At 75.4% G+C, this 683-nt stretch carries 1 protein-coding gene; it reads right to left on the minus strand.

What is annotated here, in order from left to right:
• Positions 1-104: 104 nt before the first annotated feature.
• Positions 105-683: phenylalanine--tRNA ligase subunit beta-related protein (locus ACFFNX_RS51855; RefSeq protein WP_446678581.1), on the minus strand; the 579-nt coding region annotated here is incomplete at its 5' end.

Genomic DNA, 683 nt, shown 5'->3' on the forward strand with positions numbered 1-683 from the left:
CGGACTCACCAGCCGATAGCGGCCGGCCACCACGCGTTCGGTCATCTGCTTCCTCACTCCCCGGACATCGGACCACCGGGCGGGCGCCCGGATGTCACCGGCCGTCAGGTGCCGCGCAGGACCGCGCCGAGCCGGTCGGCGGCCTCGGCCACCGCCGCGTCACGGGCGCCGGTCGTCTCCTCCACGGTCAGCGTGCGGTCGGCGGCGCGGAAGCGCAGCGTGTACGCGAGCGACTTGTTGCCCTCACCCGCCTGCTCACCGGTGTACAGGTCGAACAGCCGGATGGACTCCAGCAGGTCGCCGGCGCCGTGCCGGTCGACTCCGGAGCGGAGCGCGGCCTCGACGTCGGCGGCGGGCACGCTCTGCGGCACGATGAGCGCGACGTCCTGCGTGGCCACCGGGTACGTCGTGATCGCCGGGGCGGGCACCACCCGGGCCGCCCACGGCTCGAGGCGGGTCAGGTCGAGTTCCATCGCGCACGTACGGGCCGGCAGGTCGAAGGCCTTGATGACCCGCGGGTGCAGCTCACCGGCGTGGCCGACCAGGACGTCACCGGCCCGCAGGCTCGCGCAGCGCCCGGGGTGCCACGGCGCGTGCCGGTCCGCCGCGACCTCCAGTTCGACACCGGCCTCGCGCGCGACGATCCGGGCGGCCTCGATGGCGTCCGCCCAGTTCGCCGGGCG

This window comes from Actinoallomurus acaciae (assembly GCF_042429965.1).
Lineage (GTDB): Bacteria > Actinomycetota > Actinomycetes > Streptosporangiales > Streptosporangiaceae > Actinoallomurus > Actinoallomurus acaciae.